General features: G+C 72.2%; 22 protein-coding genes. 10 read left to right on the plus strand and 12 right to left on the minus strand.

Annotated elements, in window-relative coordinates; all coding sequences use genetic code 11:
- Window positions 1-74 precede the first annotated feature (74 nt).
- Window positions 75-1,904 (plus strand): acyl-CoA dehydrogenase, encoded by a 1,830-nt coding sequence (locus SXIM_RS13585; protein ID WP_030732745.1) that lies wholly within the window; start codon window positions 75-77, stop codon window positions 1,902-1,904.
- Window positions 1,905-2,382: 478 nt separating this feature from the next.
- Here the strand turns inward: SXIM_RS13585 and SXIM_RS13590 are convergent, their stop codons facing one another.
- The 6 genes from SXIM_RS13590 to SXIM_RS13615 form a co-directional block, all read right to left on the minus strand.
- Window positions 2,383-2,652, minus strand: a complete 270-nt coding sequence (locus tag SXIM_RS13590) for a toxin-antitoxin system YwqK family antitoxin (RefSeq protein ID WP_246156882.1) — start codon at window positions 2,650-2,652, stop codon at window positions 2,383-2,385.
- A 135-nt stretch (window positions 2,653-2,787) separates the two neighbouring features.
- The gene (locus SXIM_RS13595; RefSeq protein WP_148236109.1) at window positions 2,788-3,153 is read right to left on the minus strand and encodes a DUF6086 family protein; all 366 of its coding nucleotides are present in this window, start codon (window positions 3,151-3,153) and stop codon (window positions 2,788-2,790) included.
- Complete coding sequence (locus SXIM_RS13600; protein ID WP_078846914.1) at window positions 3,153-5,288, minus strand: hypothetical protein; 2,136 nt, start codon at window positions 5,286-5,288, stop codon at window positions 3,153-3,155. The genes SXIM_RS13595 and SXIM_RS13600 overlap by 1 nt, the downstream gene beginning before the upstream one ends.
- A gap of 5 nt (window positions 5,289-5,293) precedes the next feature.
- A complete protein-coding gene (locus SXIM_RS13605) occupies window positions 5,294-5,698 on the minus strand; it encodes a DUF6507 family protein (RefSeq protein WP_030732759.1) in 405 nt (134 codons plus the stop codon).
- A gap of 26 nt (window positions 5,699-5,724) precedes the next feature.
- Window positions 5,725-6,030 carry a pore-forming ESAT-6 family protein gene (locus tag SXIM_RS13610; protein ID WP_030732761.1) on the minus strand — a complete coding sequence of 102 codons (306 nt, stop codon included), beginning with the start codon at window positions 6,028-6,030 and terminating at the stop codon, window positions 5,725-5,727.
- Between the two features lie 11 nt (window positions 6,031-6,041).
- Window positions 6,042-6,374 (minus strand): hypothetical protein, encoded by a 333-nt coding sequence (locus SXIM_RS13615; protein ID WP_030732762.1) that lies wholly within the window; start codon window positions 6,372-6,374, stop codon window positions 6,042-6,044.
- Between the two features lie 146 nt (window positions 6,375-6,520).
- Between SXIM_RS13615 and SXIM_RS13620 the strand changes: the two genes are divergently transcribed.
- From SXIM_RS13620 to SXIM_RS13650, 7 genes are all read left to right on the plus strand, one after another.
- Window positions 6,521-6,736, plus strand: a complete 216-nt coding sequence (locus SXIM_RS13620; protein ID WP_030732764.1) for a hypothetical protein — start codon at window positions 6,521-6,523, stop codon at window positions 6,734-6,736.
- A complete protein-coding gene (gene eccD, locus SXIM_RS13625) occupies window positions 6,694-8,040 on the plus strand; it encodes a type VII secretion integral membrane protein EccD (RefSeq protein ID WP_046724154.1) in 1,347 nt (448 codons plus the stop codon). Before SXIM_RS13620 ends, eccD begins: the two co-directional genes overlap by 43 nt.
- A 21-nt stretch (window positions 8,041-8,061) precedes the next feature.
- Window positions 8,062-9,180: a CpaE/TadZ family protein gene (locus SXIM_RS13630; RefSeq protein ID WP_078635508.1), complete on the plus strand. Its 1,119-nt coding sequence runs from the start codon at window positions 8,062-8,064 to the stop codon at window positions 9,178-9,180.
- A complete protein-coding gene (gene eccCa / locus SXIM_RS13635) occupies window positions 9,177-13,211 on the plus strand; it encodes a type VII secretion protein EccCa (RefSeq protein WP_046724156.1) in 4,035 nt (1,344 codons plus the stop codon). The genes SXIM_RS13630 and eccCa overlap by 4 nt, the downstream gene beginning before the upstream one ends.
- A 22-nt stretch (window positions 13,212-13,233) precedes the next feature.
- A complete protein-coding gene (locus SXIM_RS13640) occupies window positions 13,234-14,661 on the plus strand; it encodes a DUF6177 family protein (RefSeq protein ID WP_030732771.1) in 1,428 nt (475 codons plus the stop codon).
- Window positions 14,662-14,758: 97 nt separating this feature from the next.
- Window positions 14,759-16,057: a M18 family aminopeptidase gene (locus SXIM_RS13645; protein ID WP_030732774.1), complete on the plus strand. Its 1,299-nt coding sequence runs from the start codon at window positions 14,759-14,761 to the stop codon at window positions 16,055-16,057.
- Window positions 16,058-16,238: 181 nt separating this feature from the next.
- Window positions 16,239-17,063: a maleylpyruvate isomerase family mycothiol-dependent enzyme gene (locus SXIM_RS13650; protein ID WP_030732776.1), complete on the plus strand. Its 825-nt coding sequence runs from the start codon at window positions 16,239-16,241 to the stop codon at window positions 17,061-17,063.
- Between the two features lie 4 nt (window positions 17,064-17,067).
- Here the strand turns inward: SXIM_RS13650 and SXIM_RS13655 are convergent, their stop codons facing one another.
- The gene (locus tag SXIM_RS13655; protein WP_046724158.1) at window positions 17,068-18,708 is read right to left on the minus strand and encodes a protein kinase domain-containing protein; all 1,641 of its coding nucleotides are present in this window, start codon (window positions 18,706-18,708) and stop codon (window positions 17,068-17,070) included.
- Window positions 18,709-18,900: 192 nt separating this feature from the next.
- Here SXIM_RS13655 and SXIM_RS13660 point away from each other — a divergent pair, with 192 nt between their 5' ends.
- Together SXIM_RS13660 and SXIM_RS13665 are read left to right on the plus strand one after the other, a co-directional pair.
- Window positions 18,901-20,601, plus strand: a complete 1,701-nt coding sequence (locus SXIM_RS13660; RefSeq protein ID WP_046724160.1) for a protein kinase domain-containing protein — start codon at window positions 18,901-18,903, stop codon at window positions 20,599-20,601.
- 23 nt (window positions 20,602-20,624) lie between these two features.
- Window positions 20,625-21,695 carry a phosphotransferase gene (locus tag SXIM_RS13665; RefSeq protein WP_234306870.1) on the plus strand — a complete coding sequence of 357 codons (1,071 nt, stop codon included), beginning with the start codon at window positions 20,625-20,627 and terminating at the stop codon, window positions 21,693-21,695.
- 107 nt (window positions 21,696-21,802) lie between these two features.
- Here SXIM_RS13665 and SXIM_RS13670 read toward each other — a convergent pair whose 3' ends face one another.
- The 5 genes from SXIM_RS13670 to SXIM_RS13690 form a co-directional block, all read right to left on the minus strand.
- Window positions 21,803-22,678 (minus strand): citryl-CoA lyase, encoded by an 876-nt coding sequence (locus tag SXIM_RS13670; protein ID WP_078846915.1) that lies wholly within the window; start codon window positions 22,676-22,678, stop codon window positions 21,803-21,805.
- Window positions 22,675-23,886, minus strand: a complete 1,212-nt coding sequence (locus SXIM_RS13675; protein ID WP_046724162.1) for a CaiB/BaiF CoA transferase family protein — start codon at window positions 23,884-23,886, stop codon at window positions 22,675-22,677. Before SXIM_RS13675 ends, SXIM_RS13670 begins: the two co-directional genes overlap by 4 nt.
- Complete coding sequence (locus SXIM_RS13680) at window positions 23,886-24,644, minus strand: IclR family transcriptional regulator (protein WP_030732794.1); 759 nt, start codon at window positions 24,642-24,644, stop codon at window positions 23,886-23,888. The genes SXIM_RS13675 and SXIM_RS13680 overlap by 1 nt, the downstream gene beginning before the upstream one ends.
- A 62-nt stretch (window positions 24,645-24,706) precedes the next feature.
- Window positions 24,707-25,093: a pyridoxamine 5'-phosphate oxidase family protein gene (locus SXIM_RS13685; RefSeq protein ID WP_046724164.1), complete on the minus strand. Its 387-nt coding sequence runs from the start codon at window positions 25,091-25,093 to the stop codon at window positions 24,707-24,709.
- 72 nt (window positions 25,094-25,165) lie between these two features.
- The gene (locus tag SXIM_RS13690; protein ID WP_046724166.1) at window positions 25,166-25,867 is read right to left on the minus strand and encodes a response regulator; all 702 of its coding nucleotides are present in this window, start codon (window positions 25,865-25,867) and stop codon (window positions 25,166-25,168) included.
- Between the last annotated feature and the right edge of the window lie 116 nt (window positions 25,868-25,983).

Consider the following 25,983-nt stretch of genomic DNA (forward strand, 5'->3'; position numbering starts at 1 on the left):
GCTTGCTTCTTATTACCGGTGGGTAGCATGATGGGAGTTACTGCCCGGTACTGGAGCGAGCTGGAGTCGTCGCCATGGGTCACTACAAGTCGAATCTCCGCGATATCGAGTTCAACCTGTTCGAGGTCCTCGGCCGCGGCTCGGTGTACGGCACCGGGCCGTTCACGGAGGCGGACACCGACACCGCCCGCACCGTCCTGCGGGAGATCGCCCGGCTCGCCGAGAACGAGCTGGCCGCCTCGTACACCGACGGCGACCGCAATCCCCCGGTCTTCGACCCCGCGACGCACACCGCCCCGCTGCCCGAGTCGTTCAAGAAGAGCTACGCCGCGTACATGGACGCCGAGTGGTGGCGGCTGGGCATCGGCGAGGAGCTCGGCGGCACCGTCGCCCCGCGCTCGCTGCTGTGGGGCTTCGCCGAGTTCATCCTCGGCGCCAACCCGGCGATCTGGATGTACGCCTCCGGGCCGGCCTTCGCCTCGATCCTGTACGACGAGGGCACCGAGGAGCAGCGCAAGATCGCCCAGCTGATGGTCGACAAGCAGTGGGCCTCCACCATGGTGCTCACCGAGCCGGACGCCGGCTCGGACGTCGGCGCGGGCCGCACGAAGGCGGTGCGCCAGGAGGACGGCAGCTGGCACATCGAGGGCGTCAAGCGCTTCATCACGTCGGGCGAGCACGACCTGAGCGAGAACATCGTCCACTACGTGCTGGCGCGGCCCGAGGGGCACGCCGGCGGCACCAAGGGCCTGTCCCTGTTCATCGTCCCCAAGTACGACTTCGACTGGGAGACCGGCGAGCTGGGCGAGCGCAACGGCGTCTACGCCACGAACGTCGAGCACAAGATGGGCCTGAAGGTCTCCAACACCTGCGAGCTGACCTTCGGCGCGGGCGGGACGCCGGCCAAGGGCTGGCTGCTGGGCGAGAAGCACGACGGCATCCGCCAGATGTTCAAGATCATCGAGTTCGCGCGGATGATGGTCGGCACGAAGGCCATCGCGACCCTGTCCACCGGCTACCTGAACGCCCTGGAGTACGCCAAGGACCGCGTCCAGGGCCCGGACCTGGCCCGCTTCACGGACAAGACCGCGCCGCGCGTCACCATCACCCACCACCCCGACGTGCGCCGCTCGCTGCTGACGCAGAAGGCGTACGCGGAGGGCATGCGGGCCCTGGTGCTGTACACGGCGAGCGTCCAGGACGGCATCGAGATCAAGCGTGCGGCGGGCGAGGACGTCTCGGCGGACGAGGCGATCAACGACCTGCTGCTGCCGATCGTGAAGGGGTACGGCTCGGAGCGCTCCTACGAGCAGCTCGCGCAGTCCCTCCAGACCTTCGGCGGGTCCGGCTACCTCCAGGAGTACCCGCTGGAGCAGTACATCCGGGACGCCAAGATCGACACCCTGTACGAGGGCACGACCGCGATCCAGGGGCAGGACTTCTTCTTCCGGAAGATCGTCCGCAACCAGGGCGTGGCGCTGGGCACGGTCTCGGCCGAGATCAAGAAGTTCCTGACCGACGCCCCGGGCGGCGAGGACCTGGCCACCGCCCGCGAACGCCTGACCACGGCAGCCGCCGACCTGGAGGTCATCGCCGGCATCATGCTGACCGACCTCGCGGCCACCGAGAAGGACGTGAAGTCCATCTACAAGGTGGGCCTGAACACCACCGACTTCCTGCTGGCGACGGGCGACGTGATCGTCGGCTACCTGCTGCTGCGCGGTGCGGCGGTGGCGGCGGAGGCGCTGCCCGGCGCCTCGGCGAAGGACAAGCCGTTCTACGAGGGCAAGATCGCGGCGGCCAAGCACTTCGCGACCACGGTCCTCCCGAAGGTGACGGCGACCCGCACGGCGGCGGAGACGACGGACCCGAGCGTGATGGACCTGGACGAAGCGGCGTTCTGAGCCTCCGGCAACGATGACGGCTCCGGTCCCCGGCACTTACAGGTGTCGGGGACCGGAGCCGTTTCTTGCGCTGTATCCGATATTTCAGCCGGGTGACGGGGCATCTAATGGCTTTCATTCGCGTCGGGGTAATCCAATGAGATCTCGTTAAGATCGGTGACAGGGTGAGGGGAGAGGTGATCTTAGGGGCTGCCCAAACGGCTTCCCCGAGATCGAACAACGGCCACGATTCGGTGGCGCCGATCGCGTCTGCCCACTGGGCGGAGCGGCGAAGATGTTCACGCATGAGTGCGATTCTTTAGCCAGCGTGATCAAGGCACTGGCGTGGTGGGACCGGTTAATAGACGTCAGGCGCTCGAAGGGAACGAGAAGCTTTTAGTCGAACGTCAGGACTTTTCCGATCGCCAATATTTAGTCGGGTTGCCGTCCTCGTCCCACTCCTGGACGGAGAGACTTTTGGTGCCGTCATCATTGTTGATCAGCAGCTTTGCCAGAGTGCCGTGGGGTGCCATTCTCGAAATTCTCCCACCGGCAATCCGCGACGATGGATTCCCTGGGATTTCAGTAGCCCGTTCCTGTGCCATTCCTGCGTCGGGCCTTCCTTGATTCCATCCGCGTACTCCTCGCGGGAGATCAAGGATCCTCCCAGGCGCTCTTCGACTTCGCCGTTGATCGGATTTCCTTTGTGAAGGAGGCGATAGCCGAAATCAATATCTACATCCGGGTCATCGATATCAAATCGCTGCATCTTTGTCACCTGAGTGCAAGATTTTCATCCCCGAGGGCGGCTGGTGAAGCGTCTATGGGTGTTCTTTCCTTTGTTGCTTGCGGGGATGATCGCCACCAAGCCATTTATAATTTCGTCTCGCTTTTGGAAGTGTCGTCAGCCGGTCGGCATGCTTCTCGCCAGTTGCACTCTCTTCTCTTCCCAGAATGAATTATCCACTGTGCTTGCACTGGGCATATCCCAACCTGCCCTCTCGGCGATGACGAGGCCGACGGCCAGTACGCCCTCCAAGAGTGACCGGAGGGCCTGGTTGTTGGAATTTCCGTGCCTCAGGAGCAAAGCGTGAAGAAAAGCCGGAAATGCGTCTCCGTCAATTTCACATTCATCCTCGATGATTTCTCCCACGCCAGACTCGATCGCCATTTCGTCTGACAATGTCAATACTTGGCCGACAAAGATTCTTGCCACGGAATTCGATGGGTTCCAAAGATCCGTGTCTTGGGTTTGAAAGTAGCAGCTCATCAGTTCCACTTTACTTTCACTTCGACTCCGGGGTTGTCGGATCGCCATTTATTAACGGCACTTTCCACGGCAGATTTGAATTCCGGTGTTGCTCCCGGTTCCGTGAAATGTATTCCGATGGGTGATTCTTCGAACCCCTGAAGATGTGACCGTGCTCGTACGTACGAATCCAGCTTCTTGAGTACGTGCTTTTTTGTCCACTTTTCGGCATTGATGCGAGGATCTTGTCCCGTTGCGGTCTTCTCCTCCCACAGGGTTCCGTCCTCGATTCGGTCAATGTCCGTAATAGTGTCTGACCAGTTGTTGGGGTCATCGACAATGTAGTCGGTATCACCCTCCCTGGGAGGGCGTTCGCGGTTCGACATCCCATTGGCCGGGGCGTCATGCCTTGGAGGCGCCACCTCCGGACGACCGGTGCCCTCGGGGACGTCCGATGTCCGGTCGGAAATCCCTTCCCCGGAACCGCCAGGGTTCTCGGGCAGGTCATGGCCGCTGCCCGATGGTCGGTCGGGAAGGTCATCGGGGAAGTTGCCGCCAACGCCACCGCCACCGCCACCGCCGCTGGGTGAGGATGGGGTGCTGTCGGGGGTCCGTTGGCCGGGGAGGTCTCTGGTGGGGCCCTCGGTCGGCACGGGGTCCGGGCGCTGGGACGGTGGTGGGGAGTCCGGGGGGGTGGCGTTGGCCTGGGCGTTGAGGTCGGGTCTGGTGGCGCCGGCCAGGGCGGGTTCGGGGGTGGTGGAGTCCAGGATGGAGCGGTCGCGGGCGGAGATCTCGGCCGGGATCTCGTCGGCGTTCTGGATGGTCTGGCCGGTGGGGGATTCCAGGCGGCCGTCCGGGTGGAGGATCGTGCCGTCGTCCCACAGGATCGAGCCGTCCGGCCGGCCCACCGCGTGCTGGCCCGGGGGGAGGGCGTCCCTGCTGAAGGGGCCGTTGGCCGGGATGACCGAGCCGTTGTCCAGGCGCAGGCTGCCGTCGGGGAGTTCGAAGGCACGGGTGGTGGTCAGGTTCGCCAGCTGGCTGCTGATCTCCCCGAAGCGTGTCATGGTGGTCAGCCCACGGGTGACGTAGGTCATCGGGTCGATGACCGTGCCCACCCGGGCCGCCGCGGCGGTGATGCGGGTCGCCGTGCCCGCTCCGCTCGCCGCCGCCCGGACACCGGCGCCGGCGCCGAAACTGGCGACCGTCGTCAGGACGTTGAACGTGGTCAGGCCGGCCGCACGGGCCGGATCCTCGCTCCACATGTCCCAGGCGACCAGCCCCTTGGCGGTCTCCCGGGTGACGTCCAGGCTGTCGTCCATCCAGTCCTTGACCGCGCCGTCCGGCATCAGGGAGTAGGCCAGAGCGTTCAGCGGGCTGGTGACGATCGCCAGGCCCGTGGCCAGCTGGCCCAGGCCCTTCCAGGACTCCTTGAAGACGTCCCAGCCCTGGAAGCCGAGCAGCCCGCCGAGCCCGGTGATCGTTCCCCAGATCCCGTCGACGATGATGCCGTCCCACACGAAGCTCTTGAGGTGCTGGTCGACGCGGTACCAGGAGTACTCGCGTTCCACCGCGCGGCCCCAGGGCGTCTCACCGGCCTGGGCCATCTCCTCCTCGCTCACGCCGTACATGTGCTCGCCGCCGGAGCCGTCGTCCGTGGTCCACTGCGGGCCGCCCCACAGGGCGTTGATCCGGTTGGCGCAGGACCGCTCGGCGGCCCAGAACTGGGCGATGGTGGTGGAGATGTCCGTGAGCAGTCCGTTGTTGCGGTCGACCTTGGACTCGCTCTTCTTCCAGTCGTCGTCGTTCCGGATGGACTCGACGAACTGTTCCGTCTCGTACCGCAGCCGGTTCAGCCGGCCGACGATCGGGGTGATCTCCTCGTGGTAGTCCCACAGGGCGGAGCGCACCGCCGCCAGATCGTCCGCGAACTCCGCGGCCCGGTCCCGGGCCGGCCCCGTGGTGGCGAAGAGCTGTTCCGCCTCGGGGGCGGTGTAGAAGGAGGACAGGCCCTGGAATTCGTCGTGGACGTCCGAGCCGATGCCGCGGATGCCGGACTCGGCCGCGTCCAGGCCCATGCAGTCGGCCGCCAGCATGGACAGGTTGCCGGTGAACTCGGGGATGCCGGCGGGGTCGACCCGCTCCACTTCCTCGCTCATGGGACCTACACCGGCCCGTTGGGGTCTTCGCCCGGCGCGCGCAGGTCGAGCACCGGGGCGAGCAGCGCCAGGCGCTGGGCCTCGGCGGCCATCGCCTCGTCGCCCTCCAGATAGGCCACGGCGGCGTTGTAGGCGCCTTCCAGCGACTTGCCGATGCGCGCGCCGATGTACATCACATCGCCGCGGGTGTTCTCGGCGAACTGGGACAGCGCCAGGCCGACGAGCCCGACGCCCTCACCCTCGCCGCCTCCCCCGCCGCCACCCCCGAACGACAGCGTGCCGGCCGCTGCCGCCGCGCTCTCCAGGGTCGAGCCGTAGTGCTCGCCCCACCCCTCCAGATCCGACGCCCGCTCGCCGGCCGCCTCCAGGACGCCCTGCACGCCCTCCGGATCGATGTCCCACCCCGTCATCCCCGTCGTCCCCTCCGTGAGCCGGGTCAGCCGATGCCGTCCACCGCGCCCTGCGCGCGGCGCAGCGTGTTCTGCGCGGTGCCGTCGTTGTTCTCCAGCGTCGACTTGAGCAGGCCGATGATGGTGCGGACTTCCTCGGCCGCCGTGTTCCAGCGCTGTTCCGCGCCGTGGTACTGCTCGGAGACCCCGTCGGCCTGGAAGTCGGCCATGGCGTTCTTCACGTGGCCGTCGCGGGCACTGATCACCTGCTCCAACTGCTGGATGACGCCGTGGATGTTGGTCTGCGCCTCGCCCGAGGCGTTGACGTCGTACCCGATCCTGTCGTTGCTCATCCCGCCCCCTGTCAGCGGCCCGAGAAGCGGGCGCCGTCGAAGTTGGCCGCCGACATCGCCTGCCGGGCGTTGTCGGTGGCTTCCTGGTCACCGGTACGGAACGCCTCGTCCATGCCGGCCTGGCCGCCGAGGATCGCGCTCAGCGCGCCGTTCAGCTCCGCGGAGATCTCGGTGGAGCGGGCCTTGAAGGCGTCGAAGGCGGCCTTGCCGCCCCCGCTGAACTTGCCCTCCAGCGGCTCCGCCGCCGCGATCAGCTGCTGGATGAGCGTGCCCAGATCCGTGCTGGCGCCCTGCGACTGCTGACGCAGCGTCGACAGCACCTGGTTGCCCATGTCGAACTTCATGCCCATGGTCCGGCTCCCCTCCCCTGGGTCCGTGTACGGGTGATGACGTTCCGTCTGCCGGAATGGTTCCCCGGATGTGACGCTCCGATCATGGCACGTGTCCGTACGGGATCGTAGGGTGGTGAGCGGAGTGGGAGGGGGACGTCGTGGCTCGGGACTATGACAGTCAGTTGCTGGAGTCGGTGTCGGTGCGGCGCCGACGGCTGCGGGACGCCCTGCTGTTCGGGGGGCAGCGCGTCCGGATGACCCTGGACGAGAACCTGGGGAAGAGCGTCGGCGGGATCGTGCTGGGCGCCGTGCTGTGCGCCGGCTGCGTGGGATGGTCGTTCCTCTCCGGGCGGATGGGGTCGGGCTCGTGGTGAGCCGGGTGACGCTGGTCGGTGACCGGCGGCGGATCGATCTGGTGCTGCCGGCCGAGGACCCGATCGGGGAGTTGCTGCCCGACGTGCTGCGGCTGCTGGGAGAACGGCCCGGCCGTACCCCCGCGTTGCGGCGGCTGGTCACCTCCGACGGTGCTGTGCTCGCCCAGGACGACACGCTCGCCTCGGCGGGTGTCGCCGACGGCGCGGTGCTGCGGCTGGTCCGGGAGCAGGAGACGCCGGCCGCCCCGGTCGTGCACGACGTCACCGATGAGGTGGCCGAGGATCTGGATCTGCGGCGCGGGAGATGGGACGCGTCGGTCCGCACCCTGAGCGCCGGCGGGTTCTCGCTGCTGCTCGTGCTCGTCGCCGTCGCCCTCGCGACCGCGTGGTACGGGACCGACCGGGTCGGCGGGTGGATCGTCCTGGCGGCCGTGGGCGCGGCGGCCGCGAGCGGGCCGGCCGTCTGGTTCAGGGCCCGGGAGCTGGGGACGGCGCTGATCCTGCTGGGTGGCGTGCTCGGGGTGTACGGGGCGCTGGTCATGACCTGGTCGCAGAGCGGTGCCGTGCGGCTCGCCGCCGCGGGGGCCGCCGTGGTCGTCGTGCTGGCGCTGCTCGGTGCCCTCACCCCGCTGGGCCGGGGCGGGCTGGTCGGTGCTGTCGCGGTCGCGCTGATCGTCGGTGTCTGGGAGGTGGGGGCCCTGCTCATCGGCGGGGCGAGGACCGGGGTGCTGCTGGGGGTGATTTCCGTGCTGGCACTGGGTTTTCTGCCGAGGTTCGCGATGATGGCGGCCGGGCTGACGCGGCTGGACGACCAGCGTTCGGGCAGCGTCTCGGTCAGCCGGTACCGGGTGGACACCGCGCTGTCCGCCACCCACCGCGGTCTGGCCCTGGCCACCGTGGCCGTCGCGGCCTCGGCCGCGGCCGCCGGATGGCTGGCGGTCGGCGAGGTCAGCGGCTGGACGGTGGCGGTCACGGCGCTGCTCGCGATGATTCTGCTCTCCCGTGCCCGGGCCTTCCCGCTCGCCGTCGAGGTCCTCGCGCTGCTGACCGCCGGGGCCGTGCTGTGGGTGCGGCTGATCGTGCTGTGGGCGCAGACCCCCGATCAGTCCGCGGCGTGGCCACTGGTGGTGCTCGGAGCATCCGCCGTACTGCCGCTGGCCCTGCTGGTCGCCCGGCCGCCCGACCATGTACGGGTCCGGCTGCGGCGGTTGACGAACGGCATCGAATCGGTCGCGGTGGTGGCCCTGATACCAGTGGCTCTGGGGGCGTTCGGTGTGTACGGCCGGCTGCTCGACACGTTCTGACACAGGGAAGGGGAGGCGGTGATGTCCGCACCGGTACCGGGGGATTGGCAGCGGGATGTCTTTCAGGAGTTGGGCGGGGTGGCGGCCGAAGCGGTGCCGCCCGGGCCCGAGCCTGCGGCTGTGCCCGCGCCGCCGGCCGCCGATCGGCCCGTCGCCGCGGCGGCTCCTCCACTCCCCGCGCCCGTCTCCGTACCCGTGGTGACGCCCGCGGTGCAGCGCGCGGGGCAGCGTGCCCGGCACGGTGATCCGCTGGGCCGGCGGGCCGTGCGCGCGCTGCGCGACGGGCTGTCGTCCACCGCGCGGGACACCGAGGAGGCCACCCGGCTGGCCAGGTCCGTGCAGCAGCCCATCACCACCGGGCGGCAGATCGCGGTCACCAGTATCCGCGGTGGTGCGGGGAAGTCCACGGTGGCGGCGCTGCTCGGGCTGACCTTCGCGCACTACCGCGCCGACCCGGTGCTCGCCATCGAGGCCGACCCGGCGCTGGGCACCCTGCCGCGGCTGCTCGGCGCCAGCGAGGTCCGCTGGACGTTCCACGACCTGGCGCGGATCCTCGACCCCTCCATGCGGGTCACCGATGTGACGGGCTATCTGCTGCCCTACGCGGGCGGTGGCTGGCTGCTGCCCGGCAGCCAGGGTGCTGTCGGTGCCCAGCTCGACATCGACTCCTACCGGATCGTGATGACCTCGCTGCGGCGTTGGTTCGGCACCACCGTCGTGGACTGCGAGACGCTGCCCGCCGAGGTGGCCAGGACGGCGCTGACCACCACCCAGGCGCGGGTGCTGGTCGCTCCGGCCACCGCCGCCGGGGTGGCCACCACCCGTACAGTCCTGGACTGGATCGGCGGGCTGCACCGCAGCATGCTGCCCACCACGGTGGTGGCGCTCGCGCACACCTCCCCCGGCATGGGCGTCGATGCCCGCAGGGCCGCCGAGTATCTGGGCGTGGGGGGCGCCGCCGTCGTCCCGTTGCCCTACGACCGGGCGCTGGCGGAGGGCGGGGAGGTGCGCACCGAACTGCTCGGGCGCGCGACGCGGCAGGCCGCGCTCGGGCTCGCCGCCGAGGTCATGGACCGGGCCATGTCCCGGGGGCGGGGCGGAGCGAGGGGCGGCGGAACGGCCGCCGGGGTGGGCGGATGAGCAACCGGCAGGTGCACCGGCCGGCGCGCACCACCCGTCCGCTGCCCGAGCCCGCCGAGCGGCTCATCGAGGCACCGCCCAACCTCCCCGAGGGCAAGACGGGCTCGGCCGTCACCTCGCTGCTGCCGCTGGCCGGGATGATGGGCTCGATGGCGATGATGACCATCGTCCGCAGCAGCCAGTTCGCCGTGATCGGCGCCGTGGTGCTGGTGATCGCGCTGGTCGGCGGCATCGGGCTGCTGTTCTCCCAGCGCGGGCGGGCCCAGCGCACGCGGCGCACCCAGCGCGAGCGCTACCTGGAGTACCTGGAGGAACTGCGCGAGGAGCTGAGCGCCGAGGACCGCGCCCGCCGGGCCGCGGCCCGGGTGCTGTCTCCCGCTCCCGAGGCCCTGTACGACGTGGTGGCCGATCCCGCGCGGCTGTGGGAGCGGCGCCGCGGTGACCGTGACTTCCTGCGCGTCCGGCTGGGTACCGGCCAGGTGCCGGTCCGGGCGCTGCGTCTGGAGACCAAGAGCGGCTCGGTGCTCACCCCGCCGGACCGGTTCATGATCAATGAGGCCGCCGGGCTGCGCGAACGCTTCAGCACCGCCCCCGAGATGCCGCTGACCGTGCCGCTGGACCGGGCGGGTCACGTCAGCGTCCTGGGAGAGCGGGACGATGTGCTGGCCGTGGTGCGGACGCTGCTCGCCCAGACGGCCGTCGGCCATGCCCCGGACGACGTGGCGCTCGCCCTGGCCGTCCCGCGCGAGCGGCTGGGCGACTGGGCGTGGCTGAAGTGGCTGCCGCACATCCTGGACGGCGAGGAGCACGACGGGCCGGTACCCGCCCGGCGGATCGCCCCGGGGCTGCCGGAGCTGGCGCGTGCGCTCGGCGGCGAACTGCGGCAGCGGGCCACCTTCGCCGCCGAGGTACGGCGCGGGCTGGCCGGGCGGGAGGCGCTGCGGCAGGCGAAGCGGATGGTCGTGGTGGCCGACGGCTACGGCGGCACCGCGGGTGAGCTGGCCCGGCCCGATGACGCGGTGTCGCTCACCGACATGGGCATCACCGTGCTGTACCCGCTCGCCGAACGCACCGACGAACCCGGGCACGTGTCCGTACGGATCACCGTCACCAGGGACGCCGCCGGCGAGCCGGCCGTCTCCGTCGAGGACCTGCGGGGCGAGGAACCGGTCACGCTCACCGGCACCCTGAACGAGGTCACGGCGGCTGGGGCCGCCGGTCTGGCCCGGATGCTCGCCCCGCTGCGGCTCACCCCCGAGTCGGCCGCGTCCGGCGCCCCGCTCTCGGGGCCTGTGGACTTCGGCGACCAGCTGGGGGTCGAGGACCCGGGGGCACTCGACCTGGACCGGCTGTGGGCGCCGCGCCGCGGCGACCAGGCGTTCCTGCGGGTGCCGATCGGCCTGGGCGACACCCGGGAGCCCGTGCTGCTCGACCTGAAGGAGTCCGCCGAACTCGGCATGGGCCCGCACGGGCTGTGCGTCGGGGCGACGGGCTCGGGCAAGAGCGAGCTGCTGCGCACCCTGGTCCTGGCCCTGGTCGCCACGCATCCGCCGGACGATCTGGCCATGGTGCTGGTGGACTACAAGGGCGGCGCCACCTTCGCGCCGTTCGCTCCGCTGCCGCATGTCGCCGGGGTCATCACCAACCTGGAGAACAAGGCGGGGCTGGTCGAGCGCGTGCACGCCAGCCTGGCCGGCGAAGTGCAGCGCCGCCAGCAGGTGCTCAAGCGGGCCGGTGAGCTGCCGGACATCGCCGCCTACGCCGCCGCCCGCGAGGAGCGCCCCGGACTGGAGCCGCTGCCGCACCTGTTCGTCGTCATCGACGAGTTCGGCGAACTCCTCACCGCCAAGCCCGACTTCATCGACCTGTTTCTGTCGATCGGGCGGATCGGGCGGTCCATCGGCGTCCATCTGCTGCTCTCCAGCCAGCGCATCGAGGGCGGCAAGCTCAAGGGCCTGGACACCTACCTCTCCTACCGGCTGGGACTGCGCACGTTCTCCCCGGAGGAGTCCCGGACCGTCCTGGACACCCCGGACGCCTTCCACCTGCCGCCCCTTCCCGGCTTCGGCTACCTCAAGGTCGACACCAGCGCGTACGACCGTTTCAAGGCCAGTTACGTGTCCGGGCCCTACCAGAGGCCGGTGCGGCAGGAGCGGACCGCGCGGGACGACGGGCCCAGGGCCCTCCCGTACCCGGCCTACAACACGCTCGGCCAGGACGCGGCGAAGGACGGCGACGAGCCCGCGGCACCCGCTCCCGCCCGGCGCGCCGCCGGCCCCAGTCTGCTGGCCACCGTCGTGGACCAGCTCAAGCACGCGGCCCCGCCCGTGGCGCAGATCTGGCTGCCTCCGCTGCCGGCCGCGCTCCCGCTCGACGCGGTCGCCGGGCCGCTGGAGGCCGGTGATCCGGCCACCCGGGGGCTGCGCTTCTCCCGGCCCCCGGCGGGCGGCGCCCTGCGCATCCCGCTCGGGCTGCTGGATGACCCCGGCAAACAGTGGCAGGGCCAGTGGGTCCTGGACCTCACCCGCGCCGGCGGGCACGCGGCGATCATCGGTGGCCCGCAGTCGGGCAAGACCACCCTGCTGCGCACCCTGATGCTCTCCCTGGCCCTGGGCCACACCCCGCACCAGGCGGCCGTCTACGGACTGGACCTGGTCGGCGGAGGACTGGCGACGATGGCCGGGCTGCCGCACACCGGCGGGGTCGCGGGCCGGGCCGACCGGGAACGGGCCGCGCGCACCGTCGAGGAGATCCGCACGATGCTGACGGCCCGCGAGGAGCTGTTCCGCGAGCACGGCATCGACTCGATCGACCATCTGCGGCGGCTGCGCGCGGCCGGCGGCTTCCCCGAACTGGGCTCCACCGACATCGTGCTCGTCATCGACGGCTTCGGCGAACTGCGGGAGGAGTTCTCCGACCTGGAGGACACCATCGGCGAACTGCTGCGGCGCGGCGGCGGGTACGGCATCCACGTGGTGGCCGCGATGCTGCGCTGGAACGACGCGCGCCTGGCCGTCCAGTCCACCTTCGGCACCCGCGTCGAACTGCGGCTGAACGACCCCGGCGACAGCGGCATCGAACGCCGCCTCGCCCAGACCCTGAGCGCCGACGAGCCGGGCCGGGTACTGACCGACGGCAAGCTGTTCGCGCACGCCGCGCTCCCGCGGATCGACGCCAGGGCCGACGACACCGACCTGGGCGCCGCCGTCGAACGCGCGGTGAGCGCCGTGCGGGCCGCCTGGTCGGGGCCGGGCGCGCCGCCGGTACGGGTCCTGCCCACCCGGCTGCCCGCACGCCGGCTGCCCGGTCTGGCCGCCGAGCCGCTGCGCGTGCCGATCGGCCTGGACCAGAACGCGCTGCGCCCGCTGCCGCTCGATCTCTTCGAGCGCGATCAGCATCTGCTGGTCCTCGGCGACAGCGAGTGCGGCAAGACCAACCTGCTGAAGCTGATCGTGGACGGCCTGGTGGAGCGGTACGGCGACGAGGAGCTGGTGTTCGCGGTGATGGATCCGCGGCGCGGGCTGCACAGCGCCGTTCCCGAGCCGTACCGGGGCGGCTACGCGCACAACGCCCGGCTGGCGGCGGCGCTGTCCGCCGGGATCGCCGGGGAACTCGACAAGCGGATGCCGGACGACACGCTGTCGCCGGAGGCCCTGGCGGCGGGCGGCGCGGTGCCGGGCGGGCCACGGATCGTGGTCGTCGTCGACGACTACGACATCCTCACCACCGCGCGCCAGCAGCCGCTCGACCCGTTCGTCCCCTACCTCTCCTCGGCACAGGACATCGGGCTGCACTTCGTGGTGACCCGGCGGGTGGCCGGGGCGTCCCGGGCGATGTACGAGCCGTTCCTGATGACGCTGCGGGAGAGCGGCACCTCGGCGCTGGTGATGACCGGCGACCGCTCGGAGGGCCAGCTGTTCCCCGGCCTCTACGCCAAGGCCCAGCCGCCGGGGCGCGGCACGTTCGTACGCCGCGGGGAGCCGCACCGGCTCGTGCAGACCGCGCTGGCCCGCGCACCGGAGCAGCGGTGACCACCACGCAGGGGGAGGAAGAGTGACGACGGACGTCATCGCGCTCACCGAGCGGATGCCCGACCCGTGGAGTGTGGTGGCCGGCCTGATGGCCGGCGGCCCCGACACGCTGCTGTCGGCCGAGCGGGCCCAGGGGGCGCTGCTCCAGCTCTGCGACGGGCAAGGCAGGCCGGTGGTGTCGGTCGAGGCGCCGATGCTGGTGCGGCTGCCGGGCGAGGTGACCCGGCTGCTGGGAGCGGAGGCGGCCGTGAGCGGCCCGGTGTGGTGGACGGAGGTGCGGGCCGCCACCGGTGCGCGGCGGGCGCCGGAGCTGGCCGGGATCATCGCCGCCCGGCTGGCGCGCCGTCTCGGCGGCACGGTGTGGCCCCCGGGGGCGGTGCCGCCCGACGGCGGCGAGGCCCCGGTGACCGGCGTGGTCGGCGCGGCGGCCCCGGCCGCGGCGCAGCCCGCGGTGGACGTGCTGACGGACAGCGCGGCCGTCGTCATCCAGGAGCGGCCGCTGGTGGCGGCGACAGCCTGGCTGGGCGACGCGCTGCGGGCGGCGCAGGCCGCGGGACGGGCGCTGCAGATCGTGACCCCGCGCGGTGCCCGGCTGTCCCTGCCGACGCGTTCGCTGCTGGGCGGGCTGCCCAACCGGTGGGTGGTGCAGGACGGCGCGGGCGGGTACTACGACGGGCTGTCCGGGTCCGTACTGCGCTGGCAGGACGGGGCGTTCGCCGCGACCGGCACACCCGCGCCGCAATTCCTGGACGGGGTGCCGCGGGCGGCGGTGAGCGAGGAGGGGCAACTGCTGCTCACCTTCACCACCCGGCGGCCCGCCGAACGGGAACTGCTGCTGGGCGGGCCGCTGGAGACGGTGTGGCGGGTGCTGACGGGCGGACCGCCCGCGGGATGGGGGACCAGCGAGCCGGCGGCGCTTCCGTGGTCGCGGGAGGAACTGACCGGCCTGGTGCGGGGCCGGGCGCCGAAGCCGACCTGGCTGGTGGTCGTCGGGCATCCCGGGGGCGCGGCGGCGATCGCCACCCTGCGGGTGCGGATCACCACGGGCGGCGTGGAGGAGGAGGTCACCTTCGCGCTCGGGTGTGCGGGCGACGCCCCCGCCGAGGTGCCCGGCCTGCCTGAGCTGGCCGGGGCGCTGTCCGCCCGGTACGGCCTGGTGTCGCTGCTGGCGCAGCACCGCCGGGCCCGTGCCGATCTCGCGGTGCCCGCCCAACTGGAGGCCGGGCCCGCGCCGCTGGCGTTCGCGCTCGGGGCGGACGACGTGCACCGCATCGGGCTGCCGCACGCGCTGCGCCCACCCGTGCCCACCACCCCCGTACGGCTGGACCCGGCGGAGCGGCCCGGGCTGTACTACCCGGTCCCGGACGGCGACTGGCAGGCGTTCCAGCACCTCATGGCGCATCTGCACAGTGCCGACCCGGAGCGGGGGCGGGCGGCGGCCGGCGGCTGACGGTTGGGGCCTGGCGGACCACGGCCGGCGGGGGAGGTGTCCGGCGTGCGTGCTCTCGGCGGAAGGTGGCATTCGGGGGATTCGTATGCTGAGGGGTATGAGTTCTTCGCCTTCTTCGTCCAGACCCTTCGATCTCGCGCACACCGACGACCTCATGGGGTTCCTCGCCGCGACGCCTTCGCCGTACCACGCGGTGGCCAATGCCGCGCAGCGGCTGGAGAAGGCCGGCTTCCGGCAGGTCGCGGAGGAGGCCGCCTGGGACGGGGAGAGCGGGGGGAAGTTCGTCGCCCGGGGTGGGGCGATCATCGCCTGGTACGTGCCCGAGGGCGCCACCCCGGCCACCCCGTACCGGATCGTCGGCGCGCACACCGACTCGCCGAACCTGCGGGTCAAGCCGGTGCCGGACAGCGGGCGGCACGGCTGGAAGCAGATCGCCGTCGAGGTGTACGGCGGCACGCTGCTCAACACCTGGCTCGACCGCGACCTGGGCCTGTCCGGGCGGCTGTCGCTGCGCGGCGGCGGCAGCGTGCTGGTGCACGTGGACCGGGCGCTGCTGCGGGTGCCGCAGCTGGCCATCCACCTGGACCGCGGTGTCAACGACGGGCTCAAGCTCGACCGGCAGCAGCACATGACCCCCCTGTGGGGCCTGGGTGAGCCGCGTGAGGGCGAGCTGATCGAGTTCCTCGCAGCCGAGGCCGGCGTCGAGGCCGGGCAGGTCGCCGGGTGGGACCTGATGGCGCACAGCGTCGAGGCGCCCGCCTATCTCGGCAAGGACCGCGAGCTGGTGGCCGGGCCGCGGATGGACAACCTGCTGTCCGTGCACGCCGGGGTCGCCGCGCTCGTCGCCGCCGCCGGGGCGGAGCCCACCGCCATCCCGGTGTTCGCCGCCTTCGACCACGAGGAGTGCGGCAGCGAGTCGGACACCGGGGCGGGCGGCCCGCTGCTGGGTTCGGTGCTGGAGCGCTCGGTCTACGCGCGGGGAGGAACGCCCGAGGACCGGGCGCGGGCGCTGGCGGGAACGTTCTGCCTGTCCTCGGACACCGGGCACGCCGTCCACCCCAACTACGCCGAGCGGCACGAGCCGGGCCACCACCCCATGCCGGGCCTGGGGCCGATCCTCAAGGTGAACGTCAACCAGCGGTACGCCACGGACGGGCGGGGCCGGGCCGTGTTCGCCGAGGCCTGCGAGCGGGCGGGGGTGCCGTGGCAGACGTTCGTGTCCAACAACGCCGTGCCGTGCGGCACCACCATCGGGCCGATCACCGCGGCCCGGCACGGCATCAGCACCGTCGACATCGGGGTGGCGATCCTGTCCATGCACTCCGCGCGCGAGCTGTGCGGCGCCGCCGACCCGTACCTGCTGGCGAACACCATGACGTCGTTCCTGGGGTACTGAGTCCGCTGCCACAGGGCGCGAACAGGGCCCGGTCCGCACCACGGTGCGGACCGGCCCCGGCAACCCCTCGAACTGACAGGCGTTCGCACCCTAGGATTTGACTCACTCAAGGCATTCACCGGTCCCGCGCGAGCGGCGTACCGTGTGAATACTCCAAGCGACGATCGCCACGAGGGGCCCCGTGACCGTGCATCCCAGCCTGCAAACGTCCATCGATGCCTGGACCCAGTCGATCGAGGCGATATCCGAGCTGGCATCGGAGCTGGTGGGCGGGGAGTGGAATCGCGCCACCGAATGCCCCGGCTGGTCCGTGCGGGACGTCATCTCGCATGTCATCGGCAGCGAGTGCGAGGCGCTCGGGGACCCGCGCCCCATCCACTCCCTGCCGCGCGACCTCTACCACGTACGCAGCGAGGCGGGCCGCTACACCGAGGTGCAGGTGGATGTCCGCCGCCACCACACCGGGCCGGAGATGACCAGCGAGCTGGAGTACACGATCATCCGCCGCTCCCGGCAGCTGCGGAACGAGAAGCGCGACCCGGGGCACGAGCTGTCGCACCCCGTGCTGGGCGACATGACGCTGGAGACGTTCCTGAAGGTGCGCGCCTTCGACGTGTGGGTGCACGAGCAGGATCTGCGGCGCGCGCTCGGCAAGCCCGGCAACCTCGCCACGGACGCGGCGGTCATCAGCCGCGACGTGCTGCTCGGCATGCTCCCGAAGGTCGTCGCCCACGACGCGCAGGCGCCGAAGAAGTCGGCCGTGGTCTTCGACGTGCACGGGCCGGTGGAGTTCCTGCGGACGGTCCGGGTCGACGAGGAGGGCCAGGGTTCGGTGGACCGCAGCCCGTCGCTGGGCCCGGTCGTCACCTTCACCCTCGACTGGGAGACCTACTTCCGGCTGGCCTGCGGCCGTACCCGGGCCCGCCGGGTCGCCGACAAGGTGAAGATCGAGGGCGACGAGGAGCTGGCGGGGCGGATTCTCGCCAACTTCTCGGTCACGCCCTGACGCCTTAGCCGCGGTCGGGCTCCCGGCCGGTGGAGACGGTCAGTTCGATGACCATCTCCTCGGGGTCGAAGGGCTCACCGCGTGCCGGGGTCTGGTTGACCACCATGTTCTCGCCCAGCAGCACCTCGTCCTTGTAGACGAGGTTCTCCTCGTAGCGCCAGCCGGCCGAGCGGATGCACTCCTTCACGGAGTTGATGTGGAAGCCGTAGAAGTTGGGGGTGGACTTCGCACCGGGGCTCCCGTCCTGGTCCCAGTAGTCGTTGGCGTGCACGCAGGAGGTCGCGTCGATGACCTTCTCCGGGTCGCCCTCCTTGAAGCGGGGCTCCCGTTCGGTCTCGTTGTCGGTCACGTCCTCGGCACCCGTGTCCGAACCGCCCCCCGCCTCCGAGCCCTTGTCTCCCTCGCCGTTCAGCAGCGAGAACACGGCCACCGCCGCGACCACCGCGATCGCCACCACCGCCGCGATCACCACGCCCACCGCGCCGCGCCGACCGCCGCCCGCACCGGCGGCACCGCCGCCGGGTGACACCGGCACGGTGGGCGTGATCGCGTACGGCGCGGGGGTGCCGGGGCCGTGGCCCGGCTGCGGGTAGCCGTAGCCGCCGGGCGCGTACGGCGAGGCGAGGGGCGTGGCCGGGCCGGCCTGCGCGACCGACGGCGGGGTCGGGGCACCGAACTGCGGGTACACCGACGCCGCTATCCCGGCCCCGCTGTTGCCCGGCGCCGCGGCGGCCGGGTCGATGCGCGGTGCCTCGCCGCTCAGTGTGCCCGCCACCCGCAGGCACTCGGCGCGCAGCTCCTCGGCGGAGGGGAAGCGCTCGTTGGGGTTCTTGCGCAGCGCCCGGCCGACCAGCGCGTCCACCGCGGGCGGCAGCGCCGTGTTCACCGTGGACGGGGCCGGCGGCTCCTCCTGCACATGCGCGTACGCGATGGCCAGCGGATTGTCCGCGTCGAACGGCAGCCGCCCGGTGAGCAGCTCGAACAGCATGACGCCCACCGAGTACAGGTCGGAGCGGGCGTCCACGCCGCGCCCCAGCGCCTGCTCGGGCGACAGGTACTGCGGGGTGCCGACGACCATGCCGGTCTGGGTCATGGCGGTGCCGCTGGACTGCATCGCCCGCGCGATGCCGAAGTCCATGACCTTCACCGTGCCGCCGCGCTTGGCGATCATCACGTTGCCGGGCTTGATGTCGCGGTGCACCAGCCCCATCTCGTGGCTGATGTCCAGCGCGGCCAGCACGTCGGCGGTGATCCGCAGCGCGGTGGCGGCGGGCATCGCCCCGTACTGCTCGACGTCCTCGTCCAGGAGGTCGCGCAGCGGCCTGCCCTCGACGAACTCCATGACGATGTAGGGGACAGGGGACTCGCCCTGCAGGTCCTCGCCGGTGTCGAAGACCGAGACGATGTTGGTGTGGGTGAGCTTGGCGACCGACTGGGCCTCGCGCTTGAAGCGCTCCCGGAAGTCCCGCTCGCTGCCCAGCTCGGAGTGCATGGTCTTGATCGCGACCTGCCGCTCCAGCACCGTGTCCCACGCCAGGTGCACGGACGCCATGCCGCCGCGCCCCAGCAGGGCCCGCAGCACGTAGCGCCCGCCGCCCACCGTGCGGCCGGTCAAGTCCGCAGGCGGACGGGCCTGGTCATTCATCGGTACTGATCCCCCTAGGCATATGGAGTGTTCCGGGCGCGAAAGGCCCCGGATCCCCGCCCGTATCATACGGACCCGCGTTCCGGGCTCGGCGTGGCGGCGGATAACGACCGCATCAATACTCAACTTGTCAGCGCCACCCCCGAACGGGTTTGATGGCGATTGGACACGCGGCGACAACGGCGAGGACTGATGGCACAGGAGCAAGGCGCGTCGGGCCCGGGCGGGGATGAGGCCGGGGGGACCGCCAGCGAAGTGCCGGACTCTCCCGAGATGTGGGGAAACGCCGGGCTGGTGGGTGACGGCCGTTACCGGCTCACGCACCGCCTGGGGCGCGGCGGCATGGCGGAGGTGTTCGCCGCCGAGGACGTGCGCCTGGGCCGTACGGTCGCGGTCAAGCTGCTGCGCGCCGATCTCGCCGAGGACCCGGTCTCCAAGGCCCGCTTCACGCGCGAGGCCCAGTCGGTGGCCGGCCTGAACCACCACGCGGTGGTCGCCGTGTACGACTCCGGTGAGGAGACCGTCGGCCGCAACGTCGTCCCGTACATGGTGATGGAGCTGGTCGAGGGCCAGACCATCCGGGAAGTGCTGATGGGCGCCGAGCCGCCCACCGTCGGCCAGGCCCTGCACATCGTCTCCGGTGTGCTGGAGGCGCTCGCCTACAGCCACCAGCACGGCATCGTGCACCGTGACATCAAGCCCGCCAACGTCTCCCTCACCGACTCCGGCGCGGTGAAGGTCATGGACTTCGGCATCGCCCGTGCCCTGCACGGCGCGGCCCAGACCATGACGCAGACCGGCATGGTGATGGGCACCCCGCAGTACCTGTCGCCCGAGCAGGCGCTCGGCAAGACCATCGACACCCGCTCCGATCTGTACGCGGTCGGCTGCATGCTGTACGAGCTGCTGGCGCTGCGTCCCCCGTTCGTCGGCGAGACCCCGCTGTCCGTCGTCTACCAGCACGTCCAGGACATGCCGGCGCTGGCCTCCGAGGTCAACCCGCAGGCGCCGCCGGAGCTGGACGGCCTGGTGATGCGCTCCCTCGCCAAGGACCCGGACGACCGGTTCCAGACGGCCGAGGAGATGCGCGCGCTGGTGCAGTACGCGGTGCGGATGCTGGAGGAGCACGGCAGTCACACCGCCGGGCTGTGGAACACCGGCTCGGTGACGCCCGGCGGCACCCCGCCGATGGGCACCCCGGCCGCCTCCCGCAACGACGCGCCGACCAGCGCCATCCACACCTCGCCGCTGCTGCTGGGCCACCCCGACGCGGGCGGCGACGGGTACGACCGGTACGACGGCGGTGCCTCGGGCCGGCGCGGCCGGCGCGGGATGATGATTGTGGTGGCGGTGCTCGCCGTGGTGGGCATCGGTGTGGGCGCGCTGATCGCCGCCAACCTCGGCGACGACGGTGGGGAGAAGCCCCCCATCGACAACGAGCAGGTCAGCGACCCCACCGGCGAGGCCGACGACCCGGCGGACGACGAGGAGACCGACACCGCCGAGGAGGATCCGCCGGCCGACGACGACTTCCAGTGGAACCCGGGTGGTGGCAGCTCCAACAGCAGTGGTGGCGGCGGGAACTACGACCCGCCGGCCAACGAGGACACCGGCGAGCCGACCGACTCCGAGAACACGGACTCCGGCTCCCCCGACCCCACCGACACCTCGGCGGGCAACGGCTCGGAGGACACCGAGGGCGCGACCGGTGAGAACAACGGCGCCGACGGTGCCGACCAGGGCGGGAGCGAGACGGACCCCTCGTCCGGGAGCACGACCACCGATCCGGGTGACGGCGGGCAGGACCCGTCCGGCGGCACACCGGGCACCCCGGGCGGCGGCCCGGCGGCGGGCGGCGGCGAGAGCGGTGGCCTCATCGAGGGGTCCAGCTGACCCGGTCCGGGCCCTGCACCGCCTTGACCGTCCGTACGCCCGCACGCCCCGCCGCACGGGAGTTATCCGGCCGTGCGGCCCTGCACGCCCTGGCCCGGCGGTACGGGACGGGCGAGCCGCTGTCCTGCCAGCCCCTGTCCGAGGGGCTGCTCAACCGCGGCTACCGGCTGGCCACCACGCGTGGCCGGTACTTCCTCAAGCAGCACCTGGCCGGTGACCCGGACACCGTCCTGCCGCTGCCCCGTCAGCACCGCGCCACCGCCGAACTGGCCGCCCTGGGCCTGCCCGTCGCCCCGCCGCTGGCCGACCGCGACGGGGCCACCGTCACGCTGCTGGCCGGCCACTGCTTCTCGCTGCACCCGTGGATCGACGGGCGGCACCGTGGCGGCGGCGACCTGGGCCGCGCGGACTGCCGGCGGCTGGGCGCGCTGCTGGGCCTGGTCCACCGGGCGCTGGAACGGGTCATACTGCGCACGGCCCCCGCGGGCGCGGCACCGGCCACGGGCCGGGTCACCGCGGCCTGCCCGCACGAGACGCACCAGGTGATCGACGATCTGCTCGCCCGGGTACGGCACCGGCCGCGCCGCAGCGGCTTCGACGAGCTGGCCGAGCACCGGCTGCTGGAACGGCGCGCGCTGCTGCGGCGGTACGGGGGCCTGCGCCCGGGGGTGACCGAGATACCCGCGGCGGGGTGGGTGCACGGCGATTTCCACCCGCTGAATCTGCTGTACCGGGCGGAGGGGCCGGCCGATCCGCTGGCGATCATCGACTGGGACCGGCTGGGGATACGCCCGCGCGCGGAGGAGGCGGTGCGGGCGGCGGCGATCTTCTTCCTGCGGCCCGACGGTTCGCTGGAGCTGTCCAAGATCAGCGCGTACGCCCGTGCCTACCGCATCGCGGCGGGCGCGGATGCGGCGGAGCTGGCGGCGGCGGTGCACCGGGTGTGGTGGGAGCGGCTGAACGACTTCTGGATGCTGCGCTGGCACTACGAGCGCGGCGACACCCGCACCGATCCGCAGTTCGCGGCGGCCTCGGCCCTGGTGGTGTGGTGGACCGGGCACCGGCGGTCGGTGCGGGACGCCTTCTGTGACTGACCGGGTCGTCCCTGGTGGATCCTCGCGGTGCGGGCCGCTGCCCGGGCTGACGCCGGCAGAGCCCCCTGGCCGGCGGCGCGGCCCCGCGAGGATCTGGAAGGGACGGCCTATCCGCGTGCCTCCTGGCCGCCGCGCGGGCCCAGGTCGCGTGGTGCGGGGCCGTGGTACCCGGCCAGCAGGGGCCGGGGCAGCGGGCCCTTGATGCGGGTGCCGCTCTCCTTCTCCTCCCAGGCGTGCGCCAGGATGCCGACGCTGCGGGAGAGGACGAACAGGCCGCGCCCCAGCTCGGGCGGGAAGCCGAGTTCGGCGTAGATGATGGCGGTGGCGCCGTCGATGTTCATCGGGACGGGCCGGCTCCGTCCCTCGGCCAGCGCCGCCTCCAGCGCGAGGCCGGCGGCGAGCGCGTCCCCGGGCACCTCGCCGCTCTCCACCGCCCGCGTCACCAGGGCGAGCAGCGGGTCGCGGCGCGGATCGCGCGGGTGGAAGCGGTGCCCGAAGCCGGGGAGGTACGCGCGCTTGGCCCGGTACTCGGCGACGACGGCGCGGGCGTCGTCCCCGCCGGTGATGCGGGCCAGCACCTCCATGCACTGCTGGCCGGCGCCGCCGTGCACGTCGCCGAGCAGCCCCGCGCCGGTGGCGACGGCGCTGTTGAGGCCGACGCCGCAGGTGGCGGCCATCCGGGCGGCGGCGATGGACGGTGCCTGCGGGCCGTGGTCGACGGCCGCCACGAGCGCGGCCTCCAGCAGCCGGCCCTGGACGGGGGTGGGCAGGTCGCCGCGCAGCAGCAGCCAGATCTGTTCGGCGAAGGTGATGTCGCCGATGAGCTGCTCGACGGGGTAGCCGCGCAGCAGGATCTCGCCGGGGCGGATGCGGCTGACGGCCGTGGACCAGTAGTCGGTGACGGCGCTCTCGGTGCGGTCGGCCGTGGTGTCACGCGTGCGGTCGGCCGCGGTGCCGCCGGTGCTGTCGGCGTGCTCGCTCATATCGCGCCCCGTTCCCTGAGTTCGTCGATGTCCGCCGCGCTGTAGCCGAGTTCGGCGAGGACGGTGTCGGTGTGTTCGCCCAGCAGCGGCGGTCTGGCCGGTGGCACCGGGGGCGCGCCGTCCACCCGCAGCGGCCCGCCCAGGACCCGCAGCGGGCGGTCCCGGTCGCCGGGGAAGGCCAGTTCGTGGACGAAGTCCCGTTCCGCGAGCTGGTCCAGGTCCAGCGCGTCGGGCACGGACAGCACCCGGGCGGCCGGGACCCCGGCGGCGGACAGGATCTCCTCCCACGCGGCGGCCCCGCGCGCGGCCAGCGCCGACTCCAGCTCGGCGCGCAGCTCCTCGCGGTGGGTCTTGCGGTCGGCGGGGTGCGCGAACCGCGCGTCGGTGATCAGGTCCTCCCGGCCGGTGAGCCGGCACAGGGTGGCGTACTGCTGCTGCCGGTTGGCGGCGATGTTGAGGTGTCCGTCCGCGGTGCGGAAGGTGCCCGAGGGGGCGGCGGTGAAGTTCTCGTTGCCCATCGGCTGCGGCGCGCGGCCGGTGATGAGGTAGTTGGAGGTCACCCAGCCCAGGGCGGTGAGCGCCGACTCCAGCATGGAGACGTCGACGAACGCGCCCTCGCCCGTCCGGCCGCGCCGTACCAGGGCGGCGGTGACGGCGTACGCGGCGGCCATGCCGCCCAGGGTGTCGGCGACCGGGAAGCCGGCCCGCAGTGGCGCGGTGTCCGGGGTGCCGGTGACGCTCATCATGCCGCTGAGGCCCTGGATGATCTGGTCGTAGGCGGGCCGGTCGCGCAGTGGCCCGGTCTGGCCGAAGCCGGAGATGGCGCAGTAGACGAGCGCGGGGTTCTCGGCGCGCAGTGTCTCCCAGCCCAGGCCGAGCCGGTCCAGCACGCCGGGGCGGAAGTTCTCCAGCAGGACGTCGGCGGTGCGTACGGCGCGCAGCAGGGCGGCGCGGCCCTCGGGGTCCTTCAGGTTGAGGGTGAGGGAGCGCTTTCCGCCGTTCTGGGCGAGGAAGGAGGCGCCCAGCAGGTCCTCGGACAGCGCGCGGTCGGCGCCGAGCTGGCGGGCGAGGTCGCCGCTGCCGGGCATCTCGACCTTGATGACGTCGGCGCCCTGGAGCGCGAGCTGGTAGCCGGCGAACGGGCCCGCCAGGACGTTGGTGAGGTCCAGGACGCGGACGCCGTCGAGCAGCGGGGTGGGGGCCGTCATCAGGCGGTGCCTCCGATCGAGCCGAGGGCGGTGAGCGCCCGGGCGGTGTCCAGCAGGGCGGGGACGAAACCGGCGATGGCCTCGTCGGTGAACCGGACGGTGGGCCCGCCCAGTGCGACGGCCGCCACCAGCCGGCCGGCGGCGTCGAAGACGGGGGCGGCGGCGCCGGACACCCCGGGCTCGCGCTCGCCGTGGCTGACGGACCAGCCGCGCGCGGCGGCGCGCCGCGCGCGTTCCCCGAGGGTGTCGGCCCATTCGCGGTGCGGTCCGTGGGCGGCGACGGCGGTGATCTCGGCGGGGTCGGCGCGGGAGAGCAGGACGTGCGAGGCGGCGCCGGCCCACAGCGGCATCTCGGCGCCGACCCGCACGACGTGGCGCAGGGTGCGGTTGCCCTCGTGGCGGGCGACGCAGACCCGGACGTCGCGCTGCCGTACGTACAGGCCGATGCTCTCGCCGCCGCTGGCCTCGCTCAGTTCGCGCAGCCGTTGCAGGGCTTCCTCGGGCAGCTGCCAGGTGGTGCGGGCGAGTTCGGCCCAGCGCAGGAGTCCGGGGCCGGGGACGGTGCGGCCGTCGCCGCGGCTCCACAGCAGGCCGCACTGTTCGAGGGTGTGGACCAGGCGCACCACGGTCGACTTGGGGAGTCCGGTGGCGGTGACCAGTTCCCGGACCGTGCGGCTGGGGTGTTCTGCGTCGTAGAGGGCGAGCAGATCCACGGCGCGTTGCACGCTGCGGACCCCGCCCTGGTCGGTTTCCGGCATGGCGGCATCACATCATCGAACCGCTGAACGGCACAAGTGTTCCATCTGGTGGTACGAGCAGATCAGCGCCGCACCGTGGCCAGCGTCGGGGTCAGCCGCAGATAGTGCGGGGCGGCGGGGTGCGGGGGGAAGGCGCCCCGCTCGCCCGGCGAGGGGACCAGCGCGCGGGCGGTGCCGATCACCTGCACCCCCCAGGGGTGCAGCGACTCGCCGGCGTCCCGGCTGTTGGTCTCGTACGCCACCACCGTGCCGTCGATCAGCCGCCCGCCCTCCAGGGCTCCGGCGGCGATGCGCAGCAGCACCGTCCTGCCGTCGTCCGCCAGCCGGTGCCAGGCGGGGACGATGTACGGCAGGGCGTGCCGGGTCACCGCGGCCCGGCCGTGCGGGGCGCGCGGCAGCAGCCGCAGGGCCTGGGTCAGCTGGTCGTCGGCGGGTGGAACGGCATACATGTCCCCCACCCTGCCCGCGCGCGCCACGCGCCCACACGGGGGAAAGGTCCCGGGGGCGGGGGGCGAACGGCCCTATTCCGGGGCGCCGCCCGTGCTCCCCGCGCCGCGCCGGCTCTCGCGTTCGGCCTGCCGCCGGGCGACGAACGCGGCGGCCTGGGAACGGCGTTCCATGCCCAGCTTGGACAGCAGGCTGGAGACGTAGTTCTTGATGGTCTTCTCGGCCAGGTGCAGCCGCTCGCCGATCGCCCGGTTGGTCAGTCCCTCGCCGATCAGATCCAGGATCCGCCGCTCCTGGTCGGTCAGCCGGGCGGTCCGGTCGTCGGGCGCCTCCTCGGTGGTGCCGCCGCGCAGCCGTTCCAGCACCCGCTGGGTGGCGACCGGGTCCAGCAGGGACTTCCCGGCGGCCACGTCCCGCACCGCGGACAGCAGCTCCGTGCCCCGGATGGCTTTCAGGACATAGCCCGCGGCGCCCGCCATGATCGCGTCGAACAGGGCCTCGTCGTCCGCGTAGGAGGTGAGCATCAGGCAGGCGATGGACTCGTCGCGCGAGCGGATCTCGCGGCAGACCTCCACCCCGCTGCCGTCCGGGAGGCGGACGTCCAGGACGGCCACGTCGGGGTGGGTGGCCGGGATCCGGACCAGCGCGTCGGCGGCGGTGCCGGCTTCGCCGACCACCTCGATGTCCGATTCCATCGACAGCAGCTCGTGCACCCCGCGCCGGACCACCTCGTGGTCATCAAGCAGGAATACGGTGATTTTTCCGTCTTCGGGCACGGGCTCAGTTTCACACAGCTCCCCGAATGCCGCCCCGCATCACCCGTGCATCACCCTTCCGCTCCGCCGGGTGGCGGGGATAACGTGCGCATGTCCCAGGCGCTTGCGAGGCTGTG

Origin of the sequence: Streptomyces xiamenensis, from assembly GCF_000993785.3 — a bacterium.
GTDB classification, from domain to species: domain Bacteria; phylum Actinomycetota; class Actinomycetes; order Streptomycetales; family Streptomycetaceae; genus Streptomyces; species Streptomyces xiamenensis.

Excerpts from the sequence above, each read along its gene's own strand:
- SXIM_RS13615 (WP_030732762.1), bottom strand. The coding sequence starts at position 6,374 with ATGAAGTTCGACATGGGCAACCAGGTGCTGTCGACGCTGCGTCAGCAG.
- SXIM_RS13595 (WP_148236109.1), bottom strand. The coding sequence starts at position 3,153 with ATGAGCTGCTACTTTCAAACCCAAGACACGGATCTTTGGAACCCATCG.
- SXIM_RS13605 (WP_030732759.1), bottom strand. The coding sequence starts at position 5,698 with ATGACGGGGTGGGACATCGATCCGGAGGGCGTGCAGGGCGTCCTGGAG.
- SXIM_RS13610 (WP_030732761.1), bottom strand. The coding sequence starts at position 6,030 with ATGAGCAACGACAGGATCGGGTACGACGTCAACGCCTCGGGCGAGGCG.
- SXIM_RS13655 (WP_046724158.1), bottom strand. The coding sequence starts at position 18,708 with ATGAATGACCAGGCCCGTCCGCCTGCGGACTTGACCGGCCGCACGGTG.
- SXIM_RS13590 (WP_246156882.1), bottom strand. The coding sequence starts at position 2,652 with ATGCAGCGATTTGATATCGATGACCCGGATGTAGATATTGATTTCGGC.
- SXIM_RS13645 (WP_030732774.1), top strand. The coding sequence starts at position 14,759 with ATGAGTTCTTCGCCTTCTTCGTCCAGACCCTTCGATCTCGCGCACACC.
- SXIM_RS13685 (WP_046724164.1), bottom strand. The coding sequence starts at position 25,093 with ATGTATGCCGTTCCACCCGCCGACGACCAGCTGACCCAGGCCCTGCGG.
- SXIM_RS13660 (WP_046724160.1), top strand. The coding sequence starts at position 18,901 with ATGGCACAGGAGCAAGGCGCGTCGGGCCCGGGCGGGGATGAGGCCGGG.
- SXIM_RS13585 (WP_030732745.1), top strand. The coding sequence starts at position 75 with ATGGGTCACTACAAGTCGAATCTCCGCGATATCGAGTTCAACCTGTTC.
- SXIM_RS13630 (WP_078635508.1), top strand. The coding sequence starts at position 8,062 with ATGTCCGCACCGGTACCGGGGGATTGGCAGCGGGATGTCTTTCAGGAG.
- SXIM_RS13680 (WP_030732794.1), bottom strand. The coding sequence starts at position 24,644 with ATGCCGGAAACCGACCAGGGCGGGGTCCGCAGCGTGCAACGCGCCGTG.
- eccCa (WP_046724156.1), top strand. The coding sequence starts at position 9,177 with ATGAGCAACCGGCAGGTGCACCGGCCGGCGCGCACCACCCGTCCGCTG.
- eccD (WP_046724154.1), top strand. The coding sequence starts at position 6,694 with ATGGTCGTTCCTCTCCGGGCGGATGGGGTCGGGCTCGTGGTGAGCCGG.
- SXIM_RS13675 (WP_046724162.1), bottom strand. The coding sequence starts at position 23,886 with ATGACGGCCCCCACCCCGCTGCTCGACGGCGTCCGCGTCCTGGACCTC.
- SXIM_RS13600 (WP_078846914.1), bottom strand. The coding sequence starts at position 5,288 with ATGAGCGAGGAAGTGGAGCGGGTCGACCCCGCCGGCATCCCCGAGTTC.
- SXIM_RS13670 (WP_078846915.1), bottom strand. The coding sequence starts at position 22,678 with ATGAGCGAGCACGCCGACAGCACCGGCGGCACCGCGGCCGACCGCACG.